Source organism: Lentzea sp. NPDC003310 (genome assembly GCF_040610935.1).
Lineage (GTDB): Bacteria > Actinomycetota > Actinomycetes > Mycobacteriales > Pseudonocardiaceae > Lentzea.
The window spans coordinates 294,049-317,452 of the sequence record NZ_JBEXNC010000012.1; the positions used below are offsets into that span (position 1 = coordinate 294,049).

General features: G+C 70.9%; 26 protein-coding genes. 9 read left to right on the plus strand and 17 right to left on the minus strand.

Annotated elements, in window-relative coordinates:
* Window position 1 precedes the first annotated feature (1 nt).
* Both ABZX02_RS26055 and ABZX02_RS26060 read right to left on the minus strand, forming a co-directional pair.
* Window positions 2-649 (minus strand): response regulator transcription factor, encoded by a 648-nt coding sequence (locus tag ABZX02_RS26055; protein WP_355301543.1) that lies wholly within the window; start codon window positions 647-649, stop codon window positions 2-4.
* The gene (locus ABZX02_RS26060) at window positions 646-1,908 is read right to left on the minus strand and encodes a sensor histidine kinase (RefSeq protein ID WP_355301545.1); all 1,263 of its coding nucleotides are present in this window, start codon (window positions 1,906-1,908) and stop codon (window positions 646-648) included. The genes ABZX02_RS26055 and ABZX02_RS26060 overlap by 4 nt, the downstream gene beginning before the upstream one ends.
* Window positions 1,909-1,931: 23 nt before the next feature.
* Here ABZX02_RS26060 and ABZX02_RS26065 point away from each other — a divergent pair, with 23 nt between their 5' ends.
* Window positions 1,932-2,732 (plus strand): MBL fold metallo-hydrolase, encoded by an 801-nt coding sequence (locus tag ABZX02_RS26065; protein WP_355301547.1) that lies wholly within the window; start codon window positions 1,932-1,934, stop codon window positions 2,730-2,732.
* Here the strand turns inward: ABZX02_RS26065 and ABZX02_RS26070 are convergent.
* The 3 genes from ABZX02_RS26070 to ABZX02_RS26080 are packed head-to-tail and all read right to left on the minus strand — an operon-like array spanning window position 2,719 to window position 5,925.
* Entirely contained in the window at window positions 2,719-3,141 is a 423-nt protein-coding gene (locus tag ABZX02_RS26070) for a VOC family protein (RefSeq protein WP_355301549.1), read from the minus strand. The genes ABZX02_RS26065 and ABZX02_RS26070 overlap by 14 nt on opposite strands.
* 10 nt (window positions 3,142-3,151) lie before the next feature.
* Complete coding sequence (locus ABZX02_RS26075) at window positions 3,152-3,595, minus strand: helix-turn-helix transcriptional regulator (protein ID WP_355301598.1); 444 nt, start codon at window positions 3,593-3,595, stop codon at window positions 3,152-3,154.
* Between the two features lie 32 nt (window positions 3,596-3,627).
* Window positions 3,628-5,925, minus strand: coding sequence for a glycosyl hydrolase family 18 protein (locus ABZX02_RS26080; protein ID WP_355301551.1), 2,298 nt, complete (start codon window positions 5,923-5,925; stop codon window positions 3,628-3,630).
* A 262-nt stretch (window positions 5,926-6,187) separates the two neighbouring features.
* Here ABZX02_RS26080 and ABZX02_RS26085 point away from each other — a divergent pair, with 262 nt between their 5' ends.
* Window positions 6,188-6,634 (plus strand): hypothetical protein, encoded by a 447-nt coding sequence (locus tag ABZX02_RS26085; protein WP_355301553.1) that lies wholly within the window; start codon window positions 6,188-6,190, stop codon window positions 6,632-6,634.
* A 1-nt stretch (window position 6,635) separates the two neighbouring features.
* Here ABZX02_RS26085 and ABZX02_RS26090 read toward each other — a convergent pair whose 3' ends face one another.
* The gene (locus ABZX02_RS26090; RefSeq protein WP_355301555.1) at window positions 6,636-7,100 is read right to left on the minus strand and encodes a DUF4396 domain-containing protein; all 465 of its coding nucleotides are present in this window, start codon (window positions 7,098-7,100) and stop codon (window positions 6,636-6,638) included.
* 84 nt (window positions 7,101-7,184) lie between these two features.
* Between ABZX02_RS26090 and ABZX02_RS26095 the strand changes: the two genes are divergently transcribed.
* Window positions 7,185-7,511, plus strand: coding sequence for a hypothetical protein (locus ABZX02_RS26095; RefSeq protein ID WP_355301557.1), 327 nt, complete (start codon window positions 7,185-7,187; stop codon window positions 7,509-7,511).
* A gap of 57 nt (window positions 7,512-7,568) precedes the next feature.
* Complete coding sequence (locus ABZX02_RS26100; RefSeq protein ID WP_355301600.1) at window positions 7,569-8,075, plus strand: DUF305 domain-containing protein; 507 nt, start codon at window positions 7,569-7,571, stop codon at window positions 8,073-8,075.
* On the opposite strand, the gene ABZX02_RS26105 is transcribed toward ABZX02_RS26100, so the two are convergent.
* From ABZX02_RS26105 to ABZX02_RS26120, 4 genes are read right to left on the minus strand one after another with little or no spacing between them, the layout of a single operon-like run.
* Window positions 8,072-9,067 carry a YdcF family protein gene (locus ABZX02_RS26105; protein WP_355301559.1) on the minus strand — a complete coding sequence of 332 codons (996 nt, stop codon included), beginning with the start codon at window positions 9,065-9,067 and terminating at the stop codon, window positions 8,072-8,074. The genes ABZX02_RS26100 and ABZX02_RS26105 overlap by 4 nt on opposite strands.
* A gap of 22 nt (window positions 9,068-9,089) precedes the next feature.
* On the minus strand, window positions 9,090-9,266 hold the full coding sequence (locus ABZX02_RS26110) for a hypothetical protein (protein WP_355301561.1): 177 nt from the start codon (window positions 9,264-9,266) through the stop codon (window positions 9,090-9,092).
* A gap of 16 nt (window positions 9,267-9,282) precedes the next feature.
* The gene (locus ABZX02_RS26115; RefSeq protein WP_355301563.1) at window positions 9,283-9,435 is read right to left on the minus strand and encodes a hypothetical protein; all 153 of its coding nucleotides are present in this window, start codon (window positions 9,433-9,435) and stop codon (window positions 9,283-9,285) included.
* Window positions 9,436-9,460: 25 nt separating this feature from the next.
* Window positions 9,461-10,198, minus strand: a complete 738-nt coding sequence (locus ABZX02_RS26120) for an aminoglycoside phosphotransferase family protein (RefSeq protein ID WP_355301565.1) — start codon at window positions 10,196-10,198, stop codon at window positions 9,461-9,463.
* Between the two features lie 64 nt (window positions 10,199-10,262).
* Between ABZX02_RS26120 and ABZX02_RS26125 the strand changes: the two genes are divergently transcribed.
* Together ABZX02_RS26125 and ABZX02_RS26130 are read left to right on the plus strand one after the other, a co-directional pair.
* Complete coding sequence (locus ABZX02_RS26125) at window positions 10,263-11,024, plus strand: IclR family transcriptional regulator (RefSeq protein WP_355301567.1); 762 nt, start codon at window positions 10,263-10,265, stop codon at window positions 11,022-11,024.
* Window positions 11,025-11,053: 29 nt separating this feature from the next.
* A complete protein-coding gene (locus ABZX02_RS26130; protein ID WP_355301569.1) occupies window positions 11,054-12,499 on the plus strand; it encodes an aldehyde dehydrogenase family protein in 1,446 nt (481 codons plus the stop codon).
* Between the two features lie 10 nt (window positions 12,500-12,509).
* On the opposite strand, the gene ABZX02_RS26135 is transcribed toward ABZX02_RS26130, so the two are convergent.
* Genes ABZX02_RS26135 through ABZX02_RS26145 form a run of 3 tightly spaced genes read right to left on the minus strand, consistent with a single transcriptional unit; the run spans window position 12,510 to window position 15,213 of the window.
* Complete coding sequence (locus ABZX02_RS26135) at window positions 12,510-13,145, minus strand: response regulator transcription factor (RefSeq protein WP_355301571.1); 636 nt, start codon at window positions 13,143-13,145, stop codon at window positions 12,510-12,512.
* Window positions 13,142-14,005: a histidine kinase gene (locus tag ABZX02_RS26140; protein ID WP_355301573.1), complete on the minus strand. Its 864-nt coding sequence runs from the start codon at window positions 14,003-14,005 to the stop codon at window positions 13,142-13,144. The genes ABZX02_RS26135 and ABZX02_RS26140 overlap by 4 nt, the downstream gene beginning before the upstream one ends.
* The gene (locus ABZX02_RS26145) at window positions 14,002-15,213 is read right to left on the minus strand and encodes a serine hydrolase domain-containing protein (RefSeq protein WP_355301575.1); all 1,212 of its coding nucleotides are present in this window, start codon (window positions 15,211-15,213) and stop codon (window positions 14,002-14,004) included. The genes ABZX02_RS26140 and ABZX02_RS26145 overlap by 4 nt, the downstream gene beginning before the upstream one ends.
* Window positions 15,214-15,300: 87 nt before the next feature.
* Here ABZX02_RS26145 and ABZX02_RS26150 point away from each other — a divergent pair, with 87 nt between their 5' ends.
* A complete protein-coding gene (locus ABZX02_RS26150; protein ID WP_355301577.1) occupies window positions 15,301-15,777 on the plus strand; it encodes a hypothetical protein in 477 nt (158 codons plus the stop codon).
* A 50-nt stretch (window positions 15,778-15,827) separates the two neighbouring features.
* Here the strand turns inward: ABZX02_RS26150 and ABZX02_RS26155 are convergent, their stop codons facing one another.
* The 4 genes from ABZX02_RS26155 to ABZX02_RS26170 form a co-directional block, all read right to left on the minus strand.
* Window positions 15,828-17,384 (minus strand): MDR family MFS transporter, encoded by a 1,557-nt coding sequence (locus ABZX02_RS26155; RefSeq protein WP_355301579.1) that lies wholly within the window; start codon window positions 17,382-17,384, stop codon window positions 15,828-15,830.
* Window positions 17,385-17,393: 9 nt separating this feature from the next.
* Window positions 17,394-18,005, minus strand: coding sequence for a helix-turn-helix domain-containing protein (locus ABZX02_RS26160; RefSeq protein ID WP_355301581.1), 612 nt, complete (start codon window positions 18,003-18,005; stop codon window positions 17,394-17,396).
* Between the two features lie 73 nt (window positions 18,006-18,078).
* Window positions 18,079-18,786 carry a DUF427 domain-containing protein gene (locus ABZX02_RS26165; RefSeq protein WP_355301583.1) on the minus strand — a complete coding sequence of 236 codons (708 nt, stop codon included), beginning with the start codon at window positions 18,784-18,786 and terminating at the stop codon, window positions 18,079-18,081.
* A 45-nt stretch (window positions 18,787-18,831) separates the two neighbouring features.
* Window positions 18,832-19,815 (minus strand): ribose-phosphate diphosphokinase, encoded by a 984-nt coding sequence (locus tag ABZX02_RS26170; protein WP_355301602.1) that lies wholly within the window; start codon window positions 19,813-19,815, stop codon window positions 18,832-18,834.
* Between the two features lie 425 nt (window positions 19,816-20,240).
* On the opposite strand from ABZX02_RS26170, the gene ABZX02_RS26175 reads away from it, so the two are divergent.
* Window positions 20,241-21,740, plus strand: coding sequence for an alpha/beta hydrolase (locus ABZX02_RS26175; protein ID WP_355301585.1), 1,500 nt, complete (start codon window positions 20,241-20,243; stop codon window positions 21,738-21,740).
* A 36-nt stretch (window positions 21,741-21,776) separates the two neighbouring features.
* Window positions 21,777-23,282 (plus strand): alpha/beta hydrolase, encoded by a 1,506-nt coding sequence (locus ABZX02_RS26180; RefSeq protein WP_355301587.1) that lies wholly within the window; start codon window positions 21,777-21,779, stop codon window positions 23,280-23,282.
* Window positions 23,283-23,404 lie beyond the last annotated feature (122 nt).

Sequence of the window (23,404 nt, forward strand, 5' to 3'; positions counted from 1 at the left end):
GCTAACCGCCTGGCGTGACGATGCCTCTCTCGTAGGCGAACACCACGGCGTGCGTGCGGTCGCGGAGGTTGAGCTTGGTGAGCACGCGGGAGACGTGCGTCTTCACCGTGGTCTCCCCCAGGAACAGCGTTGCGGCGATCTCCGCGTTCGACGCGCCCTTGGCCAGTTCGACGAGCACTTCGAACTCACGGTCCGTGAGCTCTGGCGGCCTCGTGCGTTCCCTCGCGGCCGTGCTGAAGCGAGCGATCACACGGCGCGTGACCTCGGGCGAGAGCAACGCGTCTCCGCGTGCGACGACACGCACGGACTCCACGAGGTCTTCCGGGGAGGCGTTCTTGAGCAGGAAGCCGCTGGCCCCCGCCTGCAGCGCCTCGAAGAGGTAGTCCTCGCGGTCGAACGTGGTCAGGATGACGACGCGGGTGCCGTGGCCCGCCGACAGGATGTGCCGGGTGGCTTCGAGGCCGTCCATGCGCGGCATCTGGACGTCCATCAGGACGACGTCCGGGCGCAGCTCGGCCACCAGTTCCACGGCCTGGGCACCGTCGCCCGCCTCGCCGACCACCTCGATGCCGGGCTCGGTGCCGAGGATGACCCGGAAGCCGGCTCTGACCAGGTCCTGGTCGTCGGCCAGCACGACTCGCAAACTCACGCCTTCTCCTCCAACGCGGTCGGCAGCGACGCACGGACCAGATAGCCCGCACCACGCCGTGGACCTGCTTCGAGCGAACCTCCGTGCACGGCAAGGCGTTCGCGCATGCCGACGAGGCCGAACCCTGGGCTCGTGGACGTCGAACGGCCGCGGCCGTCGTCGGTGATCTCCAGTTCCAGCGCGCTGTCCAGGTAGCGCATCCGCACGTCGACATGGCGGGCATCGGCGTGCTTGACGACGTTCGTCAGTGCTTCCTGCACGACCCGATAGGCCGACAACGCGACGCCGGACGGCACCTCTCGTGCGTCCCCGTAGACCTTGTGCGCGACGTCCAGACCGGTCGCGCGGGCGTTCTCGAACAGTTCAGGCAGGTCGTCGAGCCCCGGCGCGGCCTTCAGGTCGGTGTCGGCGTCCGCGCGGAGCACGCCCAGCAGGCCGCGCAGCTCGCTGATCGCGGTGCGGGCGGTCTGCTCGACGGTCTGCAGCGCGTCCCGGGCCAGGACGGGATCGGAGTCGAGGACGCGGCGTGCGGCGCCGGCCTGGATGCCCATCACCGACACGTGGTGCGCCACGACGTCGTGCAGGTCGCGGGCGATGCGCATGCGTTCGGCGGCGATGGCGCCCTTCGTGTTCTGCTCCTGCGACCGCCGGAGCTCGTCGGCCTGGTACTCGAGCTGCGCCTGCCGCCGCGCGCCGGACCACGCCATCTCCCCCACCACGTAGGCGAAGAGGAAGAAGAAGATGTTGAACTCCAGTCCGTAGAGGACGGACGCGAGCACCGGGTCGAGCGGCCCGGCGGCGTCCTCGAACTCGCCCTTCGGCCCGAGCAGGGCGCGCACGAGGTTGAACCCCAGCCACAGGAACATCGCGGCGATCACGCCGATGCGCGACCAGCGCGCGAGGAGCCGGTTCTGCTCCCAGGCACCGACCGTGTGGATCGCGAGGAACAGGATCGCGGACGGCACGAGCGTGTCGGCGGCCTCGTTGACCTGCGCGGCGATGAACAGCGCGGAGATCACCAGCATGACCGGGATCGGGTGGCGGCGGCGCACGACCAGCGGCACCGACAGCGCCACCATCCACAGCAGCTGCTCGAGGAGCCCGGGAGGGTTCTTGAAGACGTAGGCGCCCATGCTGTTGACCAGCGTCGTGACCTCGATCGCGCACAGCAGGACGATCACGGCGATGCCGATGTCGCGCCGCCGTTGCGCGGCGGTCGGTCCCGGCCGCCGCCACTCGTTCCACACGGGCTCTTCCACGCCGATCAAGGTACCCGCCGCCCGTGGCCGAAGTGGCCGTCCCGAGGGTGGCGGTGGCCTACCGTTGGACGATGGACCTCGGCCTCACCGTCCTCGGCTGCGCGACCCCGTACCCGAGCGCGGACACCCCGTGCTCCGGCTACCTCGTCTCGCACGGCGACACTCGCGTGTGGATGGACGCCGGCACCGGCACGCTCGGCCCCCTGCAACGCCACACGCGGCTGGAGGACCTGGACGCGATCTGGATCTCCCACCTGCACGCCGACCACAGCGCCGACCTGCTCACGGCCTACTACGCCCTGCTCTTCGCGGACGTCGAGCGCTCGCCCGTGCCGCTGTACGGCCCGCCCGGCATCGCCGACCGCCTGGCGGGCTTCCTCACCAACGGCCCGGTGCGCAGCCCGGTCGAACGCGCCTTTGCCGTCACCGAGCTGCACGACGGCCACGAGGCCGAGGTCGGGTCGCTCCGCCTCACCACCGCCGCGGTCGAGCACGGCCTGCCCGCGTTCGCGGTGCGGATCGAGGCGGAGGGCCGCTCCCTCACCTACTCCGGCGACACGGCGCCGTGCGCGAGCCTGGAAGCACTGGCGCGGGACACCGACCTGCTGCTGTGCGAGGCCGAGAGCGCGGTCCGGGCGCAGGACGCGGTCCACCACACGCCCGAGGACGCGGGGGCGACGGCGGCCGCGGCCGGTGCGGGACGGCTGGTCGTCACGCACGTGGGCCGGTTCCTCACGATGGAGGAGGCCGTCGCCCGCGCGGCCGAGCGGTACGCGGGGCCTGTCGACCCTGCCGTGCCCGGGACGACGGTCAGAGCTGGTTGATGCGGACCAGGTTGCCGGCCGGGTCGCGGAACGAGCAGTCGCGCACGCCCCACGGCTGGTCCTCCGGCTCCTGCAGCACCTCGCCGGAACCCGAGGACTCGACCCACTCCCGGGCGCGGTCGAAGGTGCCCTGCAGGTCCTTGGTGGCGAGTGAGAGGGCCGTGTAGACGCCCTTCGCCATGAGCACGGCGATGGTGCGGCGCTCCTCGTCGCTCACGCCGGGGTCGGCGGCGGGCGGGTGCAGCACGATGCCCGTCTCGGGCTGACCGGGCGGGCCCACGGTGATCCAGCGCATGGTGCCCTGGCCGACGTCCTGGCGGACCTCGAAGCCCAGCGCGTCGCGGAAGAAGCCGAGCGAGGCCTCCGGGTCGTCTGCCGGCAGGAACGCCGCGGCGATGATGACTGACATGGCGGTCAACCTAATCGGACGGACCGGCCGCCGCTTCTCGATTCCTGATCGGCCTCATCACGGCCTTCGCCAGGCAGTTCGGAATGCCCTGGCCGTCGGTGGCCGCGACCTTGCGGTACTGGCTCGGCGACATGCCGACGAGTTCGGAGAAGCGGGTGCTGAACGTGCCGAGCGAGGTGCAGCCGACCTCGAAGCAGACCTCGGTGACGGACATGTCGCCGCGGCGCAGCAACGTCATCGCCCGCTCGATGCGCCGGGTCATGAGGTAGCTGTACGGCGACTCGCCGAAGGCGGCGCGGAAGGCGCGCGAGAGGTGGCCAGCGGACAGGTGCACCCCGCGGGCGAGCGCCGCGACGTCCAGCGGTTGCCGGTACTCGCGGTCGATCCTGTCGCGCACCTTGCGCAGCAGCTTGAGCTCCTGCAGGCGCGGGTCCTGGGCGGTCACAGCCGACAGCCTAGGCCCCGCGCCTGACAGATCCCTGACTCCTAGCAGGCGCCCTGGTCGCGCCAGACGCCCCACTCACCGGTGGTGCCGGGCTCCTCGCCCGTCGTCCACCACTGGGCCCGCCACTTGCGGCCCTTGTGCGAGACCTCGTTGCCGCCGGTGTAGACCTTGCCGCGGTCCCAGGCGGGCAGCGAGCAGGTCTGCGGGGTCGTGGTCGTCGTCGTGGTGGTCGTAGTGGTGGTGGTCGTGGTCGACGTCGTGGTCGACGTGGACGTCGTCGTGGAGGTCGGGGTGGTGCCCCCGCCGATCCGCGGGAAGTCCGCGCTGATCGCGTACGACTGGCCGCCGAAGGTGAACACGAAGTTCGACGGCGTGGCGATCGGCAGCTGGTAGCTGACGGTCACCTCGATCGACGCGCCCGGCGCGAGCGACTGCCACGACGGCAGCGTGAGCTCCGCCTTCTGGAAGTCGCCCTTCAGGCCTCCGACGTTCGGCCCGCTGTGCCCCTTGGACACGACCTTCAGGCCGAAGCCGGACTGGTCGGCCATGCTGCCCGGCGCACTGGTGCCGTAGTCGAACGCGATCTTCGTGCCACCGGGGATGGTGACCGTCGACCGGTTCGTGAACTTGATCTTCGGCGTGATCGGGTAGTTGTTGTCGCCCAGCGCGAAGCCGTACACGTCGACGTCCACGGCCAGCGACTGCGTCTGCTGCGTCGAGGCCTTCAGGTTGCCGTACGGCGCGGCGCCGTTCAGGCCGGTGTTGATGGTCGACAGCAGCGTGTCGCCCATGAACCACTCGTTCTTGGCGGAGTTGAACCCGTAGTCGCCCGCGAGCTCCCAGATCATGATGCCGCCGAGGCCCTTGTCCTTGACGTACTTGGCCTTCTCCGCGATCGACTGCTCGGTCTCGGTGGAGAGGAACACCTTCTTGTCGTTGTTCCACAGCCACGGCGACTTCAGCGTCGAGTCGTAGTGCGGCGTGTACGTGCCGGTGAGGCGGTCGGTCGGGTCGTTGACCGGGTCCAGGCCGTACTGCGAGAGGTACGACGGCGTGATCTTGGCTTCGAGGTTCTTGGTGTGCCACAACGGGTTGGCGCCCGACGGCACCTCGGCGCTGCCGGCCGTGACGTCGTGCCAGACGTTGTCGATGCCGACCGCGCCGTTGCCGCACGGCGTGGTGGAGCCGACCGACGACCCGGTGCCGGGCGGGCACTGGGACTGGTTCGGCAGCGGGGCCTTGCCCCACAACCCGTTCGTGCCACCGGTGACGCCCTGCCAGCCGCGCGAGTAGAACGGCACGCCGATGTTGATGCGCCCGGCCTGCATCGCGCCGCGGAAGTAGTGGTACGCCCAGTCGGTGTTGAGGTAGCCCATGCCCTCGTACTGCCCGGCGCCGTACACGCCGCCGGCCGCGAGCTCCGCGTCCTTGCCGTCGTCGTAGAGCGCCGCGTTCGGGCCGACGAACTGGTTCCACGAGCCGTGCAGGTCGTAGCTCATGATGTTCACGTAGTCGAGGTACCGGGTGACCTGGTAGGCCTCCTGGCCGCGCAGCAGCCAGCCCGAGGCGGGCACGGCGGCGGTCAGCAGGTAGTGCTTGCCGTCGGCGGCGCCGGCGCGGTCGAGCTTCTCGCGCAGCGTCTTCATGATCTTCTCGTAGCCCGCCCACAGCGTGCCGCGGTTGGCGTTGGAGATCCAGAAGTCGTCCGGGTTGCCGGCGTGGTTGTTCGACGTCGCGTACTCGTAGTCGATGTCGGCGCCGTTGAAGCCGTACTTGCGCAGGAACTCGACGGTGCTGTCGGCGAACGTGTCGATCGCGGCCTGGTTCTGGCCGAGCTTGTAGAAGCCGCCCGACGCGTTGCGCGTGCCGTCGGCGTTGAAGAAGCCGCCGGTCTCCGCCCAGCCGCCGACCGAGATCAGCGTCTTGACGTTCGGGTTCGCCTTCTTGAGCTTCGTGAGCTGGTTGAAGTGCCCCTTGTAGGGCAGCGACGGGTCCATCTCGGCGCCGGCGACGCCCGGCCACTCCATGCCGATGGACGAGTTGTTCGCGTTGTCGGCGCCCACGGAGATCTTGTTCTGGGCGTCGATGTGCGCGAACGCGTAGTTCAGGTGCGTGACCTTGTTCCAGGGGATGTCCTTGGCGAGGTACCCCGGCTGACCGTTCTTGCCGGTCCGCCAGCTGGTGAAGTACCCGATGACGCGTCTGGACTTGTCCCCCATCTTCTCGCGCCCGGCGGTGTCGTAGGCCGTGCAGTACGGCGATTCCACACCCGGCGTCTTGTACAGCCCGTCCGGCCGGCAGTCCTCGTGGGCCGCGGCGGCGGTCGGTGCGTTGGTCACGGCTATCACGGTCCCGGCTAGCAGGGCTAGCACCGGGACCACTCTGGCGAGCAGTCGCAAGGGAAAGGACCTCCTGGCTAGGGCGGCGGCCACTGCCGGGAACCGTAAAATGGTCCAGACCTTTAGGTCAACGCTTCGATCACCGACAACGTTGACCCGTTATGCGAGCTTTATCCGGCCCGCAACCGGTTCCAGACCGTTGACCTGCATTTTTCTTCATCACTGACACAACCTGTCAGTGATGACCCCTAGCGTGACGGCCATGAGTTCCAGCGACTTCGACTTCCTCCACGGGCGGTGGCGGGTGGCCAACCGCAAGATCGCCGACATCGTCGGACGCGGCACCGAGTGGACCGAGTTCGACGCCACCGCGGAGGCCAGACCACTGCTCGGCGGCGCGGCGATCATCGACAGCTTCTTCGCGGACGACTGGGAGGGCATGACCCTGCGCCAGTACGACCCCGCCGAGGACGTCTGGCGCATCTGGTGGGCCTCCACCCGCGCCCCCGGCCACCTCGACCCGCCGCTCGAGGGCCGGTTCACCGACGGGCACGGGGTGTTCCTCGGCGACGACGTGGTCGGCGGGCACGCGGTGAAGGTCCGGTTCGACTGGACGACCGGCGACGAACCCGTCTGGCGCCAGCAGTTCTCCTACGACGGCGGCGAGACCTGGGAGCCGAACTGGGAGATGCGGTTCAGCCGGGCCTGACTCAGTGGTGGTGCTGGTGGACCACGGCGTGACCCTTGCCGCGCGCGATCATCCAGCGGTTCACCGGCACCGTCACCACGAACGCGACGGCCAGCGAGAACGCGAGCGCGGCCCAGAACACCCAGTTCGCGAGCCCCGCGTCCATCGCGCCGGGCACGAGCAGCATGACCGCGTTGTCGACGACCTCCATGACGGCGATCGACACGGTGTCCGCCGCCAGCGCCACGCCCAGCGCCGCCTTGAAGGCGAGGCCCGACCGCAGCACCGGGCGGATCGTGAGCGAGTAGCCGAACACGAACGCGAGCGCCACGGCCAGCGCGATCGTGGCGAGGTTGCCCCAGCCCAGCGCGGTACCGATGACCATGCCGAGCACCTCGCCGATCGCGCAGCCGGTGAGGCAGTGCAGCGTCGCGGAGATCGCCTGCCTGGTCAGGCTCACGGGAGCCTGGTGGTGACCGTGGTCCATGTCGTCCTCCTCGGGAGCGGATCGAGCCGAACCATACCCCTAGGGGGTATCCGTATCAAGGCATACCCCCGTAGGGTGTGCCACATGACGAGGCGCCGGCTCACCCAGTGGGTGCTGCTGTGCGCGCTCGTCTTCTCCGTCGTCGGAATGCACCACGTCGCCGCGGCGGAAACACCGCACGCCGGGCACGCGGTCTCCCACCACCAGGAACAGCCGCACGAACACGACCTGCTGCACCTGTGCCTCGCGGTCCTGGTCGCCGCCGCCGTGGTCGTGCTGGGCTGGTTCCTGGTCCGGACGGCACCTCCCCTGCTCGTGGCGCTCGCGGACGAGCCGCCGCCGAGCACCCCTCAACGTCCGCCACCGGGCGGAAGACAGCTCCTCACGACTCTCTGCGTGCTGCGGACCTGAGTTCCCGGGGTCCACCCGGCACTGTCCACAAGACGCAGAGAGAAGAAGAAAACCGTGATGAAGTCCCTCATCGGGGCTGTCGTCGGCGTGCTCGTCCTGAGCGCCTGCGGCGGTCCCGCGCACAACGCTGCCGACGTCACCTTCGCGCAGAGCATGGTCCCGCACCACGAGCAGGCGCTGGACATGGCGGAGCTGGTGCCGTCGCGCAGCAGCGACGAGAAGGTCCGCGACCTGGCCCAGCGCATCGAAAAGGCGCAGGGCCCCGAGATCGCCCAGATGAACGAGTGGCTCCGGAAGTGGGGCGAGGACGGGAAGTCCGAGCACACCGGCCACGACATGGCCGGGATGATGAGCGGCGACGACATGGCGAAGCTGGAGAAGGCGAGTGGCCAGGAGTTCGACCGGCTCTGGCTCACCATGATGATCGAGCACCACGAGGGCGCGGTCGAGATGGCGAAGACCGAGCTCGCCGACGGTGAGGACCCGGACGCCAAGAAGGTCGCCCAGGCCATTCTCGACGGCCAGCAGCGCGAGATCACCGAGATGAAAGCCCTCTTGGGCTAGGCGATCTGGGTGAGCGCGAGCCCGCCGGCCATCAGCACGGCGCACGCCAGGCCGTGCACGACGGGGTTGCGGACCAGGAGCGCCACGAACTCCCGCAGGAACGCGCTGGGCACGAAGTACCACGCCGTCGGCGCGCCGATGACCTGCAACCGCAGGCCCTGCTTGCGGGAGAGCACGGCGGTGCGGAACACGTGGTAGTTGTTCGTGACCGCGACGACCCGGCCGTTGAGGCCCCGCTCGGCGAGCAGAGCCTTGCTGTAGCGGAGGTTCTCCTCGGTCGTGGTCGCCTGGTCCTCCATCACGACGTCGTCGGCGGGCACGTCGCGCTCGAGCAGGTACCGGCGCATCGCGTACGCCTCGGACACCTGCTCGTCCGCGCCCTGCCCGCCGGACACGACGATCACGGGCTCGCGGCCCGCCTCGCGGTCGCGCCGGTACAGCCGCATCGCGCGGTCGAGCCGGTTCGCGAGCAGCTTCGGCACGCGGTCGCCGATCAGGCCCGCGCCGAGCACGACGATGCCGTCGAACCCGTGCCGGCGGCCCGTGCGGCCGTAGATCACGGAGTACAGCAGCAGGCTCACGAACAGGAACGCGATGTACGCGGACACCAGGAACAACCCGATCGCGGACCCGCGGATCCAGTCGTTGGGCTGGGCGATGCCCCAGAAGAAGTAGACCATCTCGCCGAGCAGCGCGAGGCCCGCGAGCAACGACAACAGGTTGCCCAGCGAACGGCCCTCGCGGCGGACCATCACCAGTCCGTTGGCGAGCAGGGCGAGCGGGAGCAACAGCAGGCCCACCACCGCGAGCACGAACCCGAGCAGCAGCGGCAGGCTCACCACCGGGTTGTCGCGACCGGCCTCGGCCAGCAGCAGGAGCAGCATCACGAGCGTGATGCCGAGCCAGACGGCGTTGCTGAGCCTCCGGCGGTCGCGGACGACCCCGATGACGAAGAAGGTGGCGGGGATGAGGAAGAGCAGCCCGGCTAGCACCGGGTCAGGGTAGTACCGGTGATCACTCGGTGCTGTCGGTGCTCTCCGGTCGAGGAGCGGGCTTCGGCCGCGGCCTCAGGCGGACCGCGCCCGCCGTGAGGTCGAGCGGCCCGGTCTCCTCGTAGTCCTCACCGGTGCCCGCGTCCGTCGCCTCGCGGCGGACCTTGGGGCCGGGGAACAACTCGCCCAACTGTCCCATGCCCCCGACCCTACCCTCAGAACAGCGCGATGAGCAGCAGGATCACGCCGAGCGCGATCGCGACCAGGATCCACGTCGACCCGGCCGGCCTGCGGTAGTGGCTGCGGACCGTCGTCGTGCGGAAGAAGCTGTACGGGGCGCTGCGGCGGTGGCGGCGAACCCAGGGCATCTCGTCCTCCTCGGCGAAGTGGCTGTCAGCGGTGGGATACCCGCGTTCCCAGCCTCTGCACTACTCCGGCCAGACCAACCTCCGCCATCTCGTGGTCGCCGATGTCGTTGCCGTACAGGACCTCGTGCCACGGACCCAGCCGGTGCCAGGTCAGCGCGCGCTCCCTCAATTCGGGCGTGACCCCGTACGTGTCGGCGACCGCGGCGGCGAACGCGGGCGGGGTGGAGTGCAGTGCCCACGCGAGGTCGATGGCCGCGTCGCCGACGTGCAGGTCGCCGAAGTCGATCACTCCGGTGAGGACGCCGTCGCGGCCGAGCACGTGCTCGGGGCCGAGGTCGCCGTGCACGAGCGTGTCGGCGGGCAGGTCGTCGAGCCGCGCCAGCAGCTCCTCCGCGCCGGGCACCCGCACCTCGGCGCGGAAGCGGTCCACCGGCAGGGTCAGCGGGCCAACGCCCCGTGCGGCGGCCTCGGCGACGGGAGCGGCGTGCAGGGCGCGCAGGAACTCGCCGAGCTGACGGCCCTGCGCGGCGGTCAGGTTCTCGATCTCCTGTCCCGGCACCAGCTCGTGGCGGACCACCACCGGGTCGAGCGACACGACCTCCGGCACCGGCACGGGCAGCGGCAGCCGGGGAGCGAGCCACGGCATGACCGCGGTCTCGCGCAGCAGCTGCGGCCCGATCTCCGGACGGCGCGGCCGCCGCTGCACCCAGCGCCCGTCCACCAGCACGGCGGTGCTGTCCCAGCCTTCACCGAGGTACGTCACCCACCCAGTGTCACCGGCGGGTGCCGGACAGGCTGTTCTCACCCGAACGGGGCAGAATCGCGGCGTGGCCGCCACCGTCTCCTCCAAGCTGCTGTCGCTGCTCGGCACGTTCGACGGCCGGCACCGGCGCCAGACCCTGAGCGGCATCGCGCGGCGCAGCGGCCTGCCGATCAGCACCACGCACCGGCTGCTCGCGGAGCTCGCCGAGTGGGGCGCGGTGCGGCGGCTCGACTCCGGCGAGTACGTGATCGGGCGGCGGATCTGGCGGCTCGGGCTGCTGGCGGCGGGCGAGGTGGAGCTCAGCCGGGTCGCGGAGCCGTTCCTGCACGACATCCACGCGGCGACGCGCGCCGTGGTGCACCTGGCCGTGCGAGAGGGCACCGAGGTGCTCTACCTCGACCGGGTGTCCGGGCACGCGTCCGTGCCGATCGTGAGCACGACCGGCAGCCGGTTGCCGTTGCACGCCACGGGGGTCGGGAAGGTGTTGCTGGCGCACGCGCCCAAGGAGGTGCAGGAGGAGGTGCTGCTGCACGGGCTGACGCGGCTCACGGCGTTCACGATCACCGAGCCCGCGCGGTTGCGCGCCCAGCTGCACCGGGTCCGGCGCGACGGGTACGCGCAGACGTTCGAGGAGATGACGCTCGGCGCGTGCAGCGTCGGGGTGCCGGTCGAGGTGGAGGGGCACGTCGTGGCGGCGCTCGGGATCGTCGTGCCGGACCTGCGCGCCGTGCGCGCCCGGCTGGTGGCGGCGTTGCAGGTCGCGGCCCGCGGCATCGCGCGGATGTTGGAGCCCAGTTTCCATCCACCGGAAGCCGGCCTTGGATGATCCGCCGGGCTGCGACTTAGATCTCGGTCGTGGCAACCGACAAGCGTGAGCTCCTCATCGGCGGCGACAGCGTTCCCGCGCTGGACGGCCGCACCACCGACGACCTCAACCCGTTCACCGGCGAGGTGCACGCGGTCGTCGCGGCGGCCTCGCCCGCGGACGTGACGCGGGCCGTCGACGCGGCCGAGCGGGCGTTCCCGGACTGGGCGGCGACGTCGCCGTCCGCGCGGCGCGGCATCCTGCTGCGCGCGGCCGACGGCCTGGAGGCGCGGACACCCGAGGTCGTGGCGCTGATGGCCGCCGAGGTCGGTGGCGTCGGCGGCTGGGCCGGTTTCAACGTGGTGCTCGCGGCCAACATCCTGCGCGAGGCGGCCGCCGCGGTGACGCAGCCGGTCGGCGAGGTGCTGACGACCGAGGTGCCGGGCCAGCTGTCGCTCGCGCTGCGGGAGCCGCTCGGCGTGGTGGCGGCGTTCGCGCCGTGGAACGCGCCGGTCATCCTCGGCACGCGGGCCGTGGCCGCGCCGCTCGCCGCCGGCAACACCGTGGTGCTCAAGCCGAGCGAGGACGCGCCGATCGCGGCCGGGCTGCTCATCGCCGACGTGCTGGCCGAGGCCGGGCTGCCCGCGGGCGTGCTCAACGTCGTGACGAACGCGCCGGAGGACGCCGCCGCCGTCGCCGAGGCGCTGATCACCGACCCGCGCGTGCGCGCCGTGAACTTCACCGGCTCCACCGAGGTCGGCCGGATCGTCGGCACCCTCGCCGCCCAGCACCTCAAGCCCGCCGTGCTCGAGCTCGGCGGCAAGAACTCGTTGCTGGTGCTCGACGACGCCGACCTCGACCACGCGGTCAACGCGGCGACGTTCGGCTCGTTCCACAACGCGGGCCAGATCTGCATGTCGACCGACCGCATCCTGGTGCACCGCTCGGTCGCCGAGGAGTTCACCGCGAAGCTCGCCGCCAAGGTCGGCTCCCTGCCGCACGGCGACCCCGCCGACCCCGGCACGGTGATCGGCCCGGTGATCAGCCCGCGCGCGGCGGCCCGCGTCGCCGCCATGGTGGAGGACGCGGTCGCGAACGGCGCGCGGGTGCGGGCGGGCGGCACCGGCGGCGCGACCGTGCTCGACGGCGTCACGCCGCAGATGCGCGTGTTCCACGAGGAGATCTTCGGACCGGCCGTGGTGGTCGTGCCGGTCGACAGCGACGACGAGGCCGTGGCCATCGCGAACGACACCGACCACGGCCTCACCGCGGGCATCCTCACCGAGGACTCGCAGCGCGGCCTCGCGCTCGCGCGGCGGATCCGCACCGGCATCGTGCACGTCGGCAACCAGACGGTGGACGACGAGCCGCAGGCGCCGTTCGGGGGCGTGAAGTCCAGCGGGTACGGCCGGTTCGGCGGCCGCTGGGGCATCGAGGCGTTCTCGGCGACGCGGTGGGTGACCGTGGCGAGCGAGCACGGCCACTTCCCGTTCTAGCAACGGGTTCCTAGGAGCTCAGGCCCGCCTCGTGGGCCACGATGGCCGCCTGGACGCGGTTCTCCGCGCCCAGGCGGCTCAGGATCGCGCTCACGTGCCCCTTCACCGTGCCCTCGACGAGGTCGAGGCGCCGGGCGATCTGCGCGTTCGACAGGCCCTCGCCGAGCAGCGCCAGCACGTCCCGTTCGCGCGCGGTCAGCGACTCGACCCGCGCGCGTGCCTGCCCGACCCGGCCACCGCGGAACCGCGTGATCATCCGGGCCGCCACCTTCGGTGCCAGGTACGCGCCGCCGGACGCGAGCGCGTGCACGCCCGCGATGAGCTCGCGCGGGTCACCGGACTTCAGCAGGAACCCGCGCGCGCCGCCGTCGAGCGCCCGTTCCAGGTAGCCGTCGTCGTTGAACGTCGTCAGCATCGCCACGCCGAAGCCGAGCCGCGCCAGTTCGCGCGCGGCCTCCAGCCCGTCGAGGCGGGGCATCCGGATGTCCATCAGCACGACGTCGGGCCGGTGCTTCAGGGCTAGGTCGACCGCCTCGCGTCCGTCCGCCGCCTCGGCGACGACCTCCATCTCGGGGTCGGAGCCGAGGATGGCGCGCACACCCGCGCGCACCAGCGCCTCGTCGTCGGCGAGCAGTACCCGGATCACAGCTCCCCCGTGTGCGGCAGCGTCGCGACCAGCTCGAACCTGCCGTCGTCGCGACCGACCCGGAGCGTACCGCCCGCGATCCGCACCCGTTCCCGCAACGCGATCAGGCCGAGCCTGCTGCCCGCACCCCGGCGCAGCCCCGCCTCGTTGACGACCTCGACGACGGTGCTGCCGTCGGCCGACGTCACCTTCACCTCCACCGCGGACCTCGGCGCGTGCTTCGCCGCGTTCGTCAGCGCCTCCTGCACGACCCGGTGCACCGTCCGTTCCACTGTGGACGGCATCTCTCCGTCCACGGTGAACTCGACGCGCATGCCGGCCTTGGTCGCGCGGTCCACGAGGTCGCGCAGGTCGGCCACTGCGGGCGGTTCGCCGTCACGCAGCAGGAACACCAGCGCCGACAACCGTTCCGTGGCGTCGGAGGCGGTGACGCGGAGCTGGGCCGCGGCTTCCCGGTGCTCGGGTGGCAGAGTCATCTCGAGCGCGCCGGCCTGCAGCGCGATCAGGCTGAGCTCGTGCCCGAGGGTGTCGTGCACCTCGTGCGCGATCCGGGTGCGTTCGCGCAGGTGGGCGGCCTCGACCTCGGCGGCGGCCAGTGCGGCCTGCTGTCCCGCGACCCGGCCGAGGAACCACGGCAGCGCGACCGCGAGCCCCACCACGATCAGCTGGGTCAACCCGATGAACCCCGCGGCGGCGAACATGATCGCGGGCCAGCCGGGCGCCATCCGGCGGCCGAGCAGGAACGCCGCGACGAACAACCCGGCGCACACCACGATCGTCCACGGCGGCACGTTCCGGTCCATCACGTAGGACAGCGCGAAAGCGGTGGCCACGCAGGCCCCGAGCGCCACGACCCTCATCGCACCCACCTCACGACCGCCACTCCCGCGTTCACCGCACCCGACACGCCCAACCACACCACAAGCGGCAGCGAGTAGTGCGCCAACTGGAAGAACGTGATGTCGCGCCCACCGCCGTAGAGCAGCCCCAGCAACGTCGGCAACGCCAGCAGCAAGCCCAGCGGCACGAACCGGAACACCTGCCACGCCTTGGGGAACCGGCGTGGGCGCCGCACCGCGCGGATGCCCAGTCCCACCGAGAGCAGCGTCAGCCCGGCCAGCACCAGGTCGACGAGCAGCCGGTACGACTCCGGGTCCGGCGCCTCGCGGCCGTCGAGGACGTCGGCGATCCCGTTCTCCAGCGCGTACGTGCCCTCGTTGCCGAGCGTGACACCGCTGTTGGACATCACCGCGATGCCGTAGCCGGACTCCGTGAGCAGCTGCCCGGCCGTGCCGGTGAACCAGATCCCGCTGTGCCGCAACCGTCCCTGCTCGTCCGCCCGCCAGCCCATCCCGTCCCGCGGCCGCAGCCGCGGCTGCGCGGCCAGCCACTTCGCCATGTCCGCGGCGGTGGTGACCACCCCGTCCGAGCCCGTGACGAACCGGTCGGGCTCGGTCAGCGGCACCGAGAACCCGTAGGCGTAGCCGAACCCCCTGCGGTAGTCCGCCGGCAGGTCGCGCGGCGTCACGTCGATCGCGATGGTGTCCTTCATGCCCAACGGCTCGAAGACGTGCTTCTCCAGGTAGGCGTTGAAGTTCTCGCCGGACGCCTCCTCGACGAGCCGCGCGAGCAGGTGGTAGTTGGTGTTGGTGTAGCGGAACTCGTCGTCGGGCACCGCTTCGCGCAACGCCTCGCGCGCCCGTTCGACGGCCCCCTCGGCGTTGTCCGGCTGTGGCAGGCTCTTCTCCGGCAGCGTCCGGTCGCTGATCCCGGACTTGTGCGCGAGCAGCTGCCTCGGCGTGACGCGCGAGCCGAACACCGGCCGGTCGAGGTCGATCTTCCCGCCGTCCGCGAGCTGCCGCACCGCCAGCGCCGTGAACGACTTGCTGACCGAGGCGATCGTCATCTTCGAGTGCTCGGTGACGGGTGCGCCGGACGAGTCGTGGCCGAAGCCCTGTGTCGCGATCACCTGGTCCCCCTTGGTGATCGCGACGGCGACGCCCGGCAGGGACGCCTCCCCCATGTACGTGGACACCAGCAGCGTGAGCGCCGCTCCCCAGGAGATCATGGGGATGAAGTTAGGGATCGGGAGGCCGGGGAGCCCGACCTGAAAGGCAGGCCGGCCCCCTGACGAAAGTCAGGGATCATGGGTGGCGTGACCGACAAGTGGGCGGAGAAGCACTGGCTGAACGTGCCCGGCCCGTTCTACACGGGGCAGACCGACAACTGCTGGACCGGGAGGCTGCACGCGCCACGCCACGTCCTGTACGGCGGCGACTTCTACAACGAGTTCATCTACCGCCAGCCCAGGACCAAGGCCGAGATCGAGAGCGTGCACGTGGCCGCCGCGCAGGACCCCTTCGACGGGTACGCGGACGACGGCAACGAGCGGTGGACGCCCGACGCCGTCCGCGCCTGGTGGGCCGGACGAGACGAGGTCGAGGACCACGTCTCGGCGCTGCTCGGCGAGTGGACCGCCACCGGCGAACCGCAGCGACTCGAGGCCGCCGAGGGTGCCCGCGACTTCCTCGCCTACCTCGCGGGTGATCTGAAGACCGATCTCCGCGCGTACGTCTTCCGCCTGGAGCGCGGCTACTACCCCGGCCCCGGCGACCAGCTCCCTGCGCTCTAAAGCGTCGAGGCCACCGACCACGCGGATCGGGGGCCTCGACGACGGGTGACTCAGTGACCCGCGGCCATCTCCGCCGCCAGCCGGTCGTCCCCGCTCGTCTCCTTGAGCGGCTTCTCCTTGATGAACAGCACCGCGAGCAGCGCGAGCACCGCGAACGGCACGCCCACCAGGAAGATCTCCGCCGTCGCCGTCGCGTAGATGTCGGCGATCACGGCCTTGATCTCGGGCGGCAGGATCGAGAGGTCCGGCACGGTGTGCGAGGACGCCTCGCCGCCGGGCAGCGCGCCGAACTTCTCCTCCGTCAGGGACGCGACCTTGTTGGCGAGCACCGCGCCCAGCGCCGAGACGCCGATCGCGCCGCCGAGCGAGCGGAAGAACGTCAGCGTGGACGTGGTGGCGCCGAGGTCCTTGGCCGGCACGTCGTTCTGCGCCGCCAGCACCAGGTTCTGCATCATCATGCCGACGCCGACGCCGAGCAGGAACATGTGCACGGACACCATGACCACGGACGTCTGGGCGCTGATCGTGGACAGCAGCAGCATGCCGCCGACCATGAACACACCGCCGGAGACCAGGAACGCCTTCCACTTGCCGTACTTCGTGATCAGCTGGCCCGCCACGGTGGACGAGACCAGCAGGCCGAAGATCAGCGGCAGGCCCAGCAGACCGGCCTGGGTCGGCGTCTTGCCCAGCGAGAGCTGGAAGTACTGCGACAGGAACACCGTGCCGCCGAACATCGCGATGCCGACCAGGGCGCTGGCGACGGTCGCGAGCGAGACGGTGCGGTTGCGGAAGATCGACAGGGGCACGATCGGGTCGTGCGCCTTGGACTCGACGAACACAGCGGCCACGAGCAGCAGCACGCCCAGGCTGACCAGGCCCGCCGTCCAGGTGGAGGCCCACTCGAACTTCTGCCCGGCGAGCGAGGACCAGATCAGCAGCGTCGAGACGCCGGAGACGATCAGGAACGCGCCCAGGTAGTCGATCTTCGTCTGCTCGTTGCGCACGACCGGCAGGTTCAGGGTGCGCTGCAGCATGTAGATCGCGGCGAGGGTGAACGGGATGCCGATGAAGAAGCACCAGCGCCAGCCGAGCCACGACGTGTCGACCAGGAGACCGCCGATCAGCGGGCCCGCGACGGTGCCGACGCCGAACACCGCGCCGAACATGCCGGAGTACTTGCCGAGCTCGCGCGGCGGGATCATCGCGGCCATCACGATCGTCGCGAGCGCCGTGACGCCACCGGCGCCGAGGCCCTGCACGACGCGGCTGACGATGAGCATCTCGACGTTCTGCGAGAAGCCCGCGATCAGCGAGCCGACGACGAACAGGCTGAGCGACGCCTGGATCAGCAGCTTGCGGCTGTAGAGGTCGGCGAGCTTGCCCCACAGCGGCACGGTCGCGGTCATCGCGAGCAGTTCGGCCGTCACGATCCACGCGAAGATCGACTGCGAGCCCTTGAGCTCGGCGACGATGCGCGGCAGCGCGTTCGACACGATCGTGCTGGCCAGGATGGACACGAACATGCCCATCATCAGGCCCCACATGGCCTGCGTGACGTCGCGTCTGCTGTGGACCGGCGTCACTTCTGCGTCGGTGGTGGTCATGATCCCCCCTCAGTGGTTGCTCGGTGCGTGAGCCAGGCCGGTGCCGAACATGTCCAGCGCCTCGCCGACGAGATCGCCCAGCGCGACGCCGTCGTCCTGCGCCCACCGCGTGACGGCGCAGCGGAACGCGGCGCTGCCGGCGGCGACGATCAGCCGCGGGTACGTGTGGGACTCGGGCAGTCCCGCCCGCCGCGCCACCGCCGCAGCCAGCAGCTGCTCGGACTCCGCGCTGGTGGCGAACGCCCTGACCAGCAGGTCCGGCCGCTGCATCAGCACGTCCTTGCGCAGCAGCCACAGGTCGCGGGCGTTGTTCAGCTCGTCGGTGATCTCCGCGAGCACCGTCCGCCGGTACGCCTCGAACGGCGGCACGTCGGCGGGGAAGGCGAGGACGCGCTCGGCCGCGCGCGGAGCCATCTCGGGATCCGCGCCGATGAGCGCCTCGTCCTTGCTCGCGAAGTAGTTGAAGAACGTGCGCACCGAGACGTCGGCCGCGGCGGCGATCTCCTCCACCGTGACGTGGTCGTACCCGCGTTCGGCGGCCAGGGTCACGGTCGCCCGTTCGAGCGCGGCCCGCGTCTGGCGCTTCTTGCGGTCGCGCAGGCTCTCCCCCGGCTGGTTCACGAGGCAAGCGTACAGGATCGTTTTGCAGTCACTGCAAGTTTGCAGTGTGTGAAGTAGGACTCGCTCGGAGTGGCTACGACCAGGGGGTCTCCGGCTTCTCCTGGAGCTCGCCGTCGACGAAGAGGTCGACCTTCTCACTGAAGAAGCACGCCATCCCAGCGATTTTCTGGCTCTCGGGCAGCGGCGACCGGTAGATCCACACCAGGTCCTCGTGCAGCACGCCGTTCACCTCGACCGACCAGTACGAGGAGGTCCCCTTGTACGGGCACTGCGTCTCGGTCGCCGACGGTGTCAGCAGATCGAACCGGACGTCGCTCAACGGCAGGTAGTAGCGCGGTGGAAGGCTCGTCTCGAACAGGATCCGCGGCTGGGACGACGCCGCGAGCGTCACCCCGCCGAGCGCGACCCGCACGTGCCGCGAGCTGTTCAGCACGTCGACCCGCTTGTACGGGTCGCGCGGGTGGACGTAGATCGGCTCGTCCTCCTCCAGCCACTCGTCCATGGCCGCGAAGTCGAACCGGACCAGGTCAGCGAGCTGTGCGGAGTCCGGGTAGGTCGTCGCGGCCGCGGCAGCCGTGCCACCGCGGGTCACGACGTCGTGCACCTGGACGCCGTCCCTCGTCTCCCCCGCCGGCCTCAGCTCGGCCCGCACCGAGGAGCGCGGCAGGTAGTAGGCCGGGTAGTGCGGGATCTCCCAGACCAGGCGCGGCGCGGTCGTGTCCGCGACCAGCTCGCCACCGAAGTACGCGCGGACCCGCTTCGCGGATCGCTCCACTCGCATGTCGCCCATGCCTCATGGCAACACGGAACGGGCGCGCCTGCTTCCCTACGCGTTGCCGTCGAACAGGCTCGTCACCGAGCCGTCCTCGAAGACCTCCTGGATCGCCCGCGCGATCAGCGGCGCGATGCTCAGCACCGTCAGCCCCGGGAACCGCCTCTCGTGCGGGATCGGCAGCGTGTCGGTGAGGATCACCTCGCGCGCCTTGCTCGCCATCAGCCGGTCGTAGGCCTCGCCGGAGAGCACGCCGTGCGTCGCCACGAGGACCACGTCCTTCGCGCCCTGCTCCAGCAGCTGGCGGGCGGCGGACGTGCTCGTCATCGCGGTGTCGATCATGTCGTCGACCACGACGCAGGTGCGGCCCTCGACGTCGCCGACGACGCGGTTGGCCATGACCTCGTTGGGGCGCAACGGGTCGCGGGTCTTGTGGATGAACGCGATCGGGCAGCCGCCGAGCAGGTCCGCCCACTTCTCGGCGAGCCGGGTGCGGCCGGCGTCCGGGGAGACGATCGTGAGGTCCTCGCCCTGGTAGCGACCCGCGACGTGGTCGCAGAGCAGCCACATGGCGTGCAGGTGGTCGACCGGGCCGTCGAAGAAGCCCTGCGCCTGCGCGGTGTGCAGGTCGACCGTGACGATGCGGTCGGCGCCCGCGGTCTTGAACATGTCCGCGACCAGGCGGGCGGACACCGGTTCGCGGCCCGCGTACTTGCGGTCCTGGCGCGCGTACGGGTACGAGGGCACGACGGCGGTGATGCGCTTGGCCGAGGCCCGCTTCAGCGCGTCGACCATGAGCAGCTGCTCCATCAGCCAGTCGTTGATGGGCGCGCTGTGGCTCTGCATGACGAACGCGTCCGCGCCGCGCACCGACTCCTCGAAGCGGACGAAGATCTCGCCGTTGGCGAAGTCGTAGGCGGCCTGCGGGGTGATGGCGACGCCCAGGTCCTTCGCCACGGCCTCCGCGAGCTCGGGGTGCGCCCGGCCGGTGAGGAGGATGAGCTGCCGCTTGGCGATGCCCGGCTTGCCGCTGACCATCGTCACGCTCCACGTTCGCCCGAGGTACCACCCCGATCGTTCAGCATCGTCGCGAGATCACGCAAACACCGCGTCCGGCCGGTGAGATTCCACGTTGCCGAGCAATTCGAGTTAACTCCATCGGGGGCACCCACAGGGGGTCCCGTAGCAGGGTTCGGCCCCCACGCTGGGTATAGATCGGGCGATGCCGATTCACCTCTTGGGGTACGAGTGTGGTGATTCCTTGATCAGCGTCCTTGAAGGGTCAATGACCATCCCTACGCTCCCCCCATGCCTGAAAACCAGGACACACCTGCGGCAACACCTCAAACACCGCCGGCGAGCCCGATCGTGATGAGCACGCCCATCCACGACCAGATCGCCGACAGCCTCGGGGTTCGCCAAAAGCATCGACGACCGGAGCACGCGCCGCTATGAACTGACGGATGAGACTCGTCGTCCTCAGCGCGGTGCTGTCGCTCGTCGTCCCGCTCGGACCGGCCGCCCAGGCGGCGGAGGCGCCGATCCGGTGGGCCTCGTGCGGCCCCGAGCGGCCGGGGTTCGAGTGCGGCGCGCTCACCGTGCCGCTCGACCACGACGACCCCGGCGGCGCGACCACGACGGTGGCGGTGACGCGCAGACCCGCCACCGACCGGGCGCACCGCGTCGGATCGCTGTTCTTCAACCCCGGCGGGCCCGGCGCGTCGGGGATCGACTACGTGTGGGCGTGGGGCGAGAGGATGGCGGCCGGCGTGCGGGGCCGGTTCGACGTCGTGGGCTTCGACCCGCGTGGGGTCGGCCGGTCGGAACCGCTGCGCTGCTTCGCCTCCGACCGCGAGCGCGCGGAGTTCCTCGCCGCCGGTCCGGTGTTCCCGTACGAGCGCGCGCAGGAACGGCCGTTCTTCGACCGCTACCGCTCCCTCGCGGCCCGCTGCGACCAGCGGATCGCCCGGCACATGAGCACCGCCGACGTGGCGCGCGACCTCGACCTGCTGCGGCGCGCGGTCGGTGACCGCGCGCTCACCTACTTCGGCCACTCCTACGGCTCCTACCTCGGCACGACCTACGCGAACCTGTTCCCCGGCAAGGTCCGCGCGCTCGCGATCGACGGTGTGCTGGACCCCGTGCTGTGGTCGAGCGGGCGGCAGATCTCGTCGGACCGCGTCGCCACCGCCGAGGTGCTCGACGAGTTCTTCCGCCTGTGCGACGAGGCCGCGTGCGCGTTCGGGCCGGACTCGAAGCAGCGCTGGCGGGCGCTGCTGGCGTCCGTGCGCGCCCGCCCGATCACGCTCGGCGGACAGGTGTGGACCTACGACCGGGTGGTCGAGCAGGCGCTGTTCGCCGGGTTCGCCTCGGAGGCCTGGACGGACGTCGCGACCGTACTCGACCAACTGTCCGACGCGGCCGAGGGCGCGTCCGTCCCCACGGCGCGCCGGGCCGATCCGGAGTACGACAACTTCTTCGACGCGAACCTCGGCGTGATGTGCGCGGACACGGAGTTCCCGCGCACCTTCGAGGCGTACCGCGCCGTGGGCCGCTACGCCGAGGCCGGCTCGGAGTTCGGGCCGTACTGGTGGTGGAGCACCAGCGCCTGCTCCGGCTGGCCGGTCGCCGAGGACCGCCACACCGGCCCGTGGCGCGCCCGCACGTCCGCTCCGGTGCTGGTGGTGGGCACCCGCTACGACGGCTCGACGGACTTCCGCGGCGCGCAGGCGGTCGCGCGGCTGTTGCCGAACAGCAGGCTGCTCGAGTACGCCGGCTGGGGGCACATCGCGTACCGCCGCAGCCAGTGCGCGGTCGACCACGTCCACGCCTACCTGCTGTCCGGCGCGCTGCCCGCCACCGGCACCGTGTGCCCGGCCAACCCCAACCCGTTCTCCGCCACCGCGTCTCTACTGGACGATCACGACTTTCGGCGGTCGACGGCCCCGGTGCCGAGCCGATAGGAAGAGCCCTTCTTCGGACCAGAGGGGAGCCCGTTGATGCGTCTCACCGTGCTGGCCGCCGCGGCCGCACTCATGATCACCGGCACGCCCGCCGTGCAGGCCTCGGGCTCGGGAGGTGTGCCGCGGATCGACTGGGCGGCCTGCGGACCCGAGCACCCCGGCTTCGAGTGCGCCTCGGTGAAGGTGCCGCTCGACCACGACGACCCGCGCGGCGCGAAGACCACCATCGCGCTCGCGCGCAAGCCCGCGACCGACCCCGCCCGCCGGATCGGGTCGCTCTTCCTCAACCCCGGCGGCCCCGGCGGTTCGGGCGTGGACTTCGCGCTCGGCGCCGGCAACACCCTGTCGGCGAACCTCCAGGGGCGGTTCGACATCGTCGGCTTCGACCCGCGCGGCATCGGCCGGTCGGACCCGTTGCACTGCTTCGCGAGCGGGCAGGCCCTCGACGAGTTCTTCGAGGGCCTGCCCGGCTTCCCGTACCAGTCGAAGCAGGAGCGCCCGTACTACGACCGCTACCGCTCGCTCGGCCCGGAGTGCCGCGACGACCAGCGGATCGCCCGGCACATGAGCACCGCCGACGTCGCACGGGACATGGACCTGCTGCGCCGCGCCGTCGGTGACCGCAAGATCAGCTACCTGGGCTTCTCGTACGGGTCGTTCCTGGGCGCGACGTACGCGAACCTGTTCCCGAACAACATCCGCGCGCTCGTGATCGACGGCGTGCTCGACCCCGAGCTGTGGTCGAGCGGCCGGCAGATCAAGTCGGACCGGATCGCGACCAAGGAGGAGTTCCGCGAGTTCCTGCGCAACTGCGACGAGGCGAACTGCGTCTTCGGCCCGCAGTCGGAGAAGCGCTGGAACGCGCTGCTGAAGTCGGTGCGCGCCAAGCCGATCGAGCTCGGCGGCCAGACGTTCACCTACGACACGGTGATCGGCGCGGCCGTCGGCGCGATGTACTCGCCGAGCGACTGGCCCGACACCGCCGCGTTCCTCGACCAGCTCTCGGACGCGGCCGCCGGCACCCTGTCCTCCGGCACGCTGTCCGCCACCGCGGAACCGGACTACCCCAACGGTTTCGACGCCTACAACGGCAACGTGTGCGCGGACATCGAGTTCCCGCGCGACTTCGCCGCCTACCGGGCGACGGCCCGGTACGCCGAGGCGGGTTCGGAGTTCGGCCCGTTCTGGTGGTGGAGCAACGCCGCGTGCGCGAACTGGCCGGTGAACCCCGACCGCTACGCCGGCCCGTGGCGCACCCGCACGAACGCGCCGGTCCTGGTGGTGGGCAACTACTTCGACGGCGTGACGGACTTCCGGGGCGCGCAGGCGGCGAACCGGTTGATCGGCGGCAGCCGGTTGCTGGCCTACGCGGGCTGGGGTCACACGGCGTACGGCGTGAGCAAGTGCGCGACCGACCACACGAACGCGTACCTGCTCAACGGCACGTTGCCGGCCGTCGGGACGGTGTGCCCGGCGAACCCGAACCCGTTCCTGCCGTCGGTGGCGGCGGCGGAGCCGCTGTTCAAGCCGACGCGGAGGTGAGCAGGTGGCGTGGGCCGCGCCCGTGCCGGGCCCCCCCCCACGGCCGGGGTGGGAGAAACACCCCGACGGCCCGTGGCGCGCGCCCGGGGGGCGGCAGGGGCCGGTCGACGGCGGCCCCCCCC

Excerpts from the sequence above, each read along its gene's own strand:
- ABZX02_RS26070 (WP_355301549.1), bottom strand. The coding sequence starts at position 3,141 with ATGTCAGTCATCATCGCCGCGGCGTTCCTGCCGGCAGACGACCCGGAG.
- ABZX02_RS26085 (WP_355301553.1), top strand. The coding sequence starts at position 6,188 with ATGAGTTCCAGCGACTTCGACTTCCTCCACGGGCGGTGGCGGGTGGCC.
- ABZX02_RS26090 (WP_355301555.1), bottom strand. The coding sequence starts at position 7,100 with ATGGACCACGGTCACCACCAGGCTCCCGTGAGCCTGACCAGGCAGGCG.
- ABZX02_RS26095 (WP_355301557.1), top strand. The coding sequence starts at position 7,185 with ATGACGAGGCGCCGGCTCACCCAGTGGGTGCTGCTGTGCGCGCTCGTC.
- ABZX02_RS26100 (WP_355301600.1), top strand. The coding sequence starts at position 7,569 with ATGAAGTCCCTCATCGGGGCTGTCGTCGGCGTGCTCGTCCTGAGCGCC.
- ABZX02_RS26110 (WP_355301561.1), bottom strand. The coding sequence starts at position 9,266 with ATGGGACAGTTGGGCGAGTTGTTCCCCGGCCCCAAGGTCCGCCGCGAG.
- ABZX02_RS26115 (WP_355301563.1), bottom strand. The coding sequence starts at position 9,435 with ATGCCCTGGGTTCGCCGCCACCGCCGCAGCGCCCCGTACAGCTTCTTC.
- ABZX02_RS26140 (WP_355301573.1), bottom strand. The coding sequence starts at position 14,005 with ATGAGGGTCGTGGCGCTCGGGGCCTGCGTGGCCACCGCTTTCGCGCTG.
- ABZX02_RS26145 (WP_355301575.1), bottom strand. The coding sequence starts at position 15,213 with ATGATCTCCTGGGGAGCGGCGCTCACGCTGCTGGTGTCCACGTACATG.
- ABZX02_RS26155 (WP_355301579.1), bottom strand. The coding sequence starts at position 17,384 with ATGACCACCACCGACGCAGAAGTGACGCCGGTCCACAGCAGACGCGAC.
- ABZX02_RS26165 (WP_355301583.1), bottom strand. The coding sequence starts at position 18,786 with ATGCGAGTGGAGCGATCCGCGAAGCGGGTCCGCGCGTACTTCGGTGGC.
- ABZX02_RS26170 (WP_355301602.1), bottom strand. The coding sequence starts at position 19,815 with ATGGTCAGCGGCAAGCCGGGCATCGCCAAGCGGCAGCTCATCCTCCTC.
- ABZX02_RS26175 (WP_355301585.1), top strand. The coding sequence starts at position 20,241 with ATGAGACTCGTCGTCCTCAGCGCGGTGCTGTCGCTCGTCGTCCCGCTC.
- ABZX02_RS26180 (WP_355301587.1), top strand. The coding sequence starts at position 21,777 with ATGCGTCTCACCGTGCTGGCCGCCGCGGCCGCACTCATGATCACCGGC.